At 56.7% G+C, this 5470-nt stretch carries 8 protein-coding genes and 1 pseudogene; 6 read left to right on the forward strand and 3 right to left on the reverse strand.

Annotated elements, in window-relative coordinates; translation table 11 throughout:
* Positions 1 to 361 (reverse strand): Hg(II)-responsive transcriptional regulator (gene merR / locus AC13E3_RS00080; protein ID WP_482901551.1); only part of this gene is annotated, 361 nt, incomplete at its 3' end.
* A 71-nt stretch (positions 362 to 432) separates the two neighbouring features.
* On the opposite strand from merR, the gene AC13E3_RS00085 reads away from it, so the two are divergent.
* From AC13E3_RS00085 to merD, 6 genes are all read left to right on the forward strand, one after another.
* Positions 433 to 783, forward strand: a complete 351-nt coding sequence (locus tag AC13E3_RS00085) for a mercuric transport protein MerT (protein WP_001294663.1) — start codon at positions 433 to 435, stop codon at positions 781 to 783.
* Between the two features lie 13 nt (positions 784 to 796).
* Positions 797 to 1072: a mercury resistance system periplasmic binding protein MerP gene (gene merP / locus AC13E3_RS00090; protein ID WP_011405607.1), complete on the forward strand. Its 276-nt coding sequence runs from the start codon at positions 797 to 799 to the stop codon at positions 1070 to 1072.
* 187 nt (positions 1073 to 1259) lie between these two features.
* The gene (gene merA, locus AC13E3_RS00095) at positions 1260 to 2969 is read left to right on the forward strand and encodes a mercury(II) reductase (RefSeq protein ID WP_011405608.1); all 1710 of its coding nucleotides are present in this window, start codon (positions 1260 to 1262) and stop codon (positions 2967 to 2969) included.
* Between the two features lie 35 nt (positions 2970 to 3004).
* Positions 3005 to 3658: a phenylmercury resistance protein MerG gene (merG, locus tag AC13E3_RS00100; RefSeq protein WP_011405609.1), complete on the forward strand. Its 654-nt coding sequence runs from the start codon at positions 3005 to 3007 to the stop codon at positions 3656 to 3658.
* 80 nt (positions 3659 to 3738) lie between these two features.
* Positions 3739 to 4377 (forward strand): organomercurial lyase MerB, encoded by a 639-nt coding sequence (merB, locus tag AC13E3_RS00105; RefSeq protein WP_058672289.1) that lies wholly within the window; start codon positions 3739 to 3741, stop codon positions 4375 to 4377.
* On the forward strand, positions 4374 to 4721 hold the full coding sequence (merD, locus tag AC13E3_RS00110) for a mercuric resistance transcriptional repressor MerD (protein WP_021443905.1): 348 nt from the start codon (positions 4374 to 4376) through the stop codon (positions 4719 to 4721). The genes merB and merD overlap by 4 nt, the downstream gene beginning before the upstream one ends.
* A gap of 90 nt (positions 4722 to 4811) precedes the next feature.
* On the opposite strand, the gene AC13E3_RS00115 is transcribed toward merD, so the two are convergent.
* Both AC13E3_RS00115 and AC13E3_RS00120 read right to left on the reverse strand, forming a co-directional pair.
* A complete protein-coding gene (locus AC13E3_RS00115) occupies positions 4812 to 5270 on the reverse strand; it encodes a hypothetical protein (RefSeq protein ID WP_011405611.1) in 459 nt (152 codons plus the stop codon).
* 84 nt (positions 5271 to 5354) lie between these two features.
* Positions 5355 to 5470: pseudogene (locus AC13E3_RS00120) on the reverse strand (MerR family transcriptional regulator); the annotation flags it as partial.

Below are 5470 nucleotides of genomic sequence, written 5' to 3' on the forward strand. Positions count from 1 at the left end.
GCCGCGAATGGCAGGCGCACACCAGGTCAGACAGCACAGCCTCCATGCGCGCCAAATCGGCCATCTTCTCGCGCACGTCTTGGAGCTTGTGCTCGGCCAGGCTGCTGGCCTCCTCGCAGTGGGTGCCATCGTCGAGCCGCAACAGCTCGGCAATCTCGTCCAGACTGAACCCCAGCCGCTGTGCCGATTTCACGAATTTCACCCGAACCACGTCCGCCTCCCCATAGCGGCGGATGCTGCCGTAAGGCTTGTCCGGTTCCGGCAACAGGCCCTTGCGCTGATAGAAGCGGATTGTCTCCACGTTGACCCCGGCCGCCTTGGCAAAAACGCCAATGGTCAGGTTTTCCAAATTATTTTCCATATCGCTTGACTCCGTACATGAGTACGGAAGTAAGGTTACGCTATCCAATCCAAATTCAAAAGGGCCAACGTATGTCTGAACCACAAAACGGGCGCGGTGCGCTCTTCGCCGGCGGGCTGGCCGCCATTCTTGCATCGACCTGCTGCCTGGGGCCGCTAGTACTGGTCGCCCTGGGCTTCTCCGGTGCTTGGATCGGCAACCTGACGGTGCTGGAACCCTATCGACCGTTGTTCATCGGCGCGGCGCTAGTGGCGCTGTTCTTCGCCTGGAAGCGGATTTACCGGCCCGTGCAGGCATGCAAGCCAGGTGAGGTCTGCGCGATTCCGCAGGTGCGCGCCACCTACAAGCTGATTTTCTGGATCGTGGCCGTGCTGGTCCTGGTCGCGCTTGGATTTCCCTATGTCGTTCCATTTTTCTATTAACCAGGAGTTCATCATGAAGAAACTGTTTGCCTCCCTTGCCCTCGCCGCCGCTGTTGCCCCGGTGTGGGCCGCCACGCAGACGGTCACCTTGGCCGTTCCTGGCATGACCTGCGCGACTTGTCCTATCACCATTAAAAAGGCCTTGAGCAAGGTCGACGGTGTTAGCAAGACCGAGGTCGACTTCTCAACCAAGCTTGCCGTCGTAACGTTTGACGATGCGAAGACCAACGTCCAGGCGCTTAGCAAGGCGACGACGGATGTAGGCTACCCATCTGAGCTGAAGAAGTAAGGCAACAAATAACGGCAGCATCGCTAGAACCACGGCAGAGATGCCGCTCAGGCGATTCTGCCGGTCGTCATCGCGTGAGCAGCCTGTAAACGACCCACGGAGCCTGTTCCCTGAAGCGCACAACCGATTCAGTGACCGAGGCGTCGTACTAGTTGGCTTGGGCACAACGGATAAAAGAGAGAGCGGAATGCAAGAGTTAAACGAAGTTGGTTTGAGCGTGGCGGGAATGACTTGCCCAAGTTGTACAAGGCACGTTGAGGACGCGCTGCTGGCGGTCCCCGGCGTAACGCGAGCGGCTGTCGATTATCCATCGAACAAGGCGCAAGTCACAGGCAATAGGCTTGACGTGTCCGCGCTCGTAGCAGCAGTGGGCGCCCTTGGTTACGGTGCTACGCCTACAGACGAATTTGAAAGCAAAGAGCGCAGTGTTGAACAGCCAGGACTCCTTGGCAAAGCCGCCCAGTGGCTGAGCGGCGAGCGCGCGGTGGAGAAACCGGCAGGTCAGCTGCATGTGGCGATCATCGGTACTGGCGGCGCCGCTGTGGCAGCAGCGCTGAAGGCAGCTGAAAACGGTGCCCGTGTCACCCTGATCGAGCGGGGAACTATCGGCGGCACCTGCGTCAACGTGGGCTGCGTCCCTTCTAAGATCATGATTCGGGCAGCGCATATCGCTCATCTGCGACGCGAAAGTCCTTTTGACGTGGGACTGTCGGCAACGCCCCCAGTTGTCCTGCGTGACCGTCTGCTGGCGCAACAGCAGGCCCGTGTGGACGAGCTGCGTCATGCTAAATATGAAAGCATCCTCGAAAGCAATCCGTCGATCAATCTGGTGCGAGGCAGCGCCCGATTCAAGGATGGCCAAACGCTTATCGTGGAAGCGGCAGAAGGTGACACTCGCGAAGTGGCCTTCGATCGCTGTCTCATTGCCACTGGTGCAAGCGCTGCCATCCCGCCGTTGCCTGGTCTTGCAGGAACGCCATATTGGACGTCCACCGAAGCCCTGGTTAGCGAAGCCATTCCTAAACGGCTGGCAGTAATTGGCGCCTCGGTCGTAGCACTGGAACTGGCACAAGCGTTTGCGCGCTTGGGCAGCGAGGTGACGGTCCTGGCCCGGCGCACCTTGTTTGCCAGTGACGACCCTGCCATTGGCGAGGCCGTGACTGCAGCTTTCCGTGCGGAAGGCATCACGGTGCTGACACAGACGCAGGCGAGTGCCGTGACCTATTGCGACCGCCAATTCATCCTGACGACCGCGCAGGGCGAGTTAAAGGTGGATCAATTGCTTGTTGCCACCGGCCGCACGCCAAATACCGCAAGCCTGAATCTCGAGCGCGCAGGTGTGACGTTTGACTCGCAACATCGCATCCTGATCGATCAAGGCATGCGCACGAGTGCTTCGAACATTTACGCAGCTGGCGACTGCACTGACCAGCCTCAGTACGTCTACGTTGCAGCCGCGGCTGGTACCCGGGCTGGCATTAATATGACCGGCGGCGACGTAAAGCTCGATCTCGACGCCATGCCGGCAGTCGTGTTCACCGATCCGCAAGTTGCCACGGTAGGCTACAGTGAAGCAGAGGCCCAGCGCATTGGTCTGCAAACCGAAAGCCGTACGCTCACGCTCGACAATGTGCCGCGTGCACTCGCCAACTTCGATACCCGCGGCTTTATCAAGCTTGTTGCTGAGGCAGGGTCCGGACGCATTCTCGGAGTCCAGGCTGTGACACCGGAAGCAGGCGAAATCATCCAGACTGCCGCGATTGCCATCCGGGCCCGCATGACCGTCCAGGATCTGGCTAACCAGCTTTTCCCTTACCTCACCATGGTTGAAGGTCTCAAACTGGTGGCACAGACTTTTTCGAAGGATGTGACACAGCTATCGTGCTGTGCCGGCTAAACCTTGGGCACCAAAACAGGGACAGAGGAGTTTTTATGTTTTGTGACATCAGACTTAAATTACGCCGTGTACGCGCGTGCTTGACGATCGTACTGGCAAGTACCGCAACGTTAGGCATGCCAAACCAAGCGTTGGCGGCTTATGATTTTTCTAAGCTCGGCGCCGCGATTGAAACATTGTCGCCAGAGACCGTCAGTGATTGGGAAAAGAAGGCCAGGGCTGGCGATGCCATGGCTCAGAACATCATGGGTCTTGCGTACAAATGCGGTATGGGCGTAAAGCAAAACCACGCGGCATCGATCCAGTGGTTCCGCAGGGCGGCCGAGCAGGGTGAAGCCGATGCACAGTTCAACCTCGGGCGCCTCTACGGAAGTGAAGTCGACGGTATGTATAAGAATGGGCGTGCGGCTCCTGCCAACGATGCAGAGGCTTTCAAGTGGTACCGCCTCGCTGCCGAGCAGGGACACACGCAGGCTCAAGTCAGGCTGGCCCAGCTGTTTGCAAAGGGTCTTACCGACATCGCGCCCGACCAGGTGCAGGCATACCAGTGGATGAGTCTGGCCGCAGCGTCGGGAGAACCGACAGCAGCAAAAGTCGTTGCAGACTATGCAGCTCAAATGAAGCCCGAACAGTTACAGCAAGCCCAGCTGCTGGCCGAGGAATGGCAACGCCGGCAAGGCACAAAGTAATTCGTCTTTTTTAAGCGCAGGACGTAACCGCCGAGTAAGGTTTATCTCGGTTGATCGCTGCCCGATATAACAGGTGGAAAATGAACAAGACTATTTATTCCAAAAAGATTGCCGAAAGCCTTTCATCTGGCAATCATCCTAAAGAGTTCGCAACGCTCTTTGTCGCGCTGCTCCGACAGCTAGCGATGGGGGGACCTGTATCACGCGAAAAGCTCGCCGGCGCACTCGGATGGTCTGGAGCGAGAGTTGCAACGGTACTTGAGCAGGCACCTGGTACGGAATATGACGACGAGGCCAATATCATTGGACTGGGGCTGACACTACGTGAAACCTCTCACGTTTTTGAGGTGGATGGCCGTCATTTGTACACATGGTGTGCGCTGGACACCTTGATGTTTCCCGCCTTGACCGGCAAGATTGCCCGTGTCACTTCCCGCTGCGCCGCCACCGGTAGGCCGATCACTCTCACCGTTGCACCAGAAGCAGTGCTTCATGTCGAACCGGCAGAAGCAATGGTTTCACTGCGAACTCCGGATACTTCGCCCGACATTCGTTGTTCGTTTTGCTGTCATGTGCATTTCTTTGCGTCTCCGTCTATTGCAAATTCGTGGGCTTCGACCCACCAAGGGATTGAGGTCGTGCCTGTCGAGAGTGCGTTCGACCTTGGTCATGATGTCGCGCTTAAGCTGCTAGAGGACTGCGAGGAAAGCCCAGTATGAATGCGTACTCGATATCGAAGCTGGCTGATGATGCTTGCGTCAGCGTGCATGTCGTGCGCGACTACATGATACGCGGCTTGTTGCACCCTGCTCGGCGAACCGAAAGTGGCTATAACATTTTCGATGACAAAACACTCGGAAGGCTGCGGTTTCTCCGCGCAGCCTTCGAGTCCGGAATTGGGCTCGACGAACTGGCGCGACTTTGCAAAGCATTGGACGCAGACGATAGCGAAAGCCTGGACCGATGCGTCGAGCGCGTGCGATGGAAGATCGACGTGCGTCGAACAGTTTTGACTGTCGTCGAGGCCTCTTTGAATGAAATGGCGGCCGGTGCAGCTACTTGAGGTCCGGCCGGTAAAAGCGTTGGAATTAGCCACTTCGTATATAATATATTGATTAATATAGCTTTTTCGATGAATGTTTGACTAAAGCCTTTATCGCGACAGTGACTCCTGAAGCTGCTTAAACTGCCCCTGAATCACCGCTTTTTCCTGAAGAATCAACTTGTTCTCATCGGACAGAACTTCCGCTCTATTCTGAGAGGCTTTCAGATCCGTTTTGGTGACCTCTAATGCTTGGGATAGTACGGCCACCTGCTTATCGGCATCTGCTTTCTGGCTTGCGAGTGCGGCAATATTATCCGCCAATTGTTTGCTTTCATGCTTCCGCTCCCGGTTTTTTGCCGAGGCGTCGTTAAGTTGATGCTCCAAGTTCTGGATATCGGCCACTTGCCTATCCAAGGTGCTTTTGTGCATCGCATTGGCCTGTTCGAGCTCATGCGTTTGTCGTTGTAATTGCGCATTAGTGTCTATCAGCTCGGACGCTCTTGACTCGGCTTGGATGAGCCGGTTTTGCAGGTCTTGAATCTGGTCTTTCAGGCCCCGGTTAACCATCTGGAATTGCTCGCGCTCCTGCTGCCGGTCTTCGGCGGTGCGTTGCTGGTAGGGGGCACCTCAGAAAACGGAAAATAAAGCACGCTAAGCTGTGGAAGCCCCTGCCAAGCTCGTTCCACCTTGCAACGACGCAATCAGCGGACACGAAACATTCCCCTGCCGCGAATGGCAGGCGCACACCAGGTCAGACAGCACAGCCT

This window comes from Marinobacter sp. L-80, from assembly GCF_056859395.1.

Excerpts from the sequence above, each read along its gene's own strand:
- merD (WP_021443905.1), top strand. The coding sequence starts at position 4,374 with ATGAATGCGTACTCGATATCGAAGCTGGCTGATGATGCTTGCGTCAGC.
- merP (WP_011405607.1), top strand. The coding sequence starts at position 797 with ATGAAGAAACTGTTTGCCTCCCTTGCCCTCGCCGCCGCTGTTGCCCCG.
- merA (WP_011405608.1), top strand. The coding sequence starts at position 1,260 with ATGCAAGAGTTAAACGAAGTTGGTTTGAGCGTGGCGGGAATGACTTGC.
- merB (WP_058672289.1), top strand. The coding sequence starts at position 3,739 with ATGAACAAGACTATTTATTCCAAAAAGATTGCCGAAAGCCTTTCATCT.
- AC13E3_RS00115 (WP_011405611.1), bottom strand. The coding sequence starts at position 5,270 with ATGGTTAACCGGGGCCTGAAAGACCAGATTCAAGACCTGCAAAACCGG.
- merG (WP_011405609.1), top strand. The coding sequence starts at position 3,005 with ATGTTTTGTGACATCAGACTTAAATTACGCCGTGTACGCGCGTGCTTG.
- AC13E3_RS00085 (WP_001294663.1), top strand. The coding sequence starts at position 433 with ATGTCTGAACCACAAAACGGGCGCGGTGCGCTCTTCGCCGGCGGGCTG.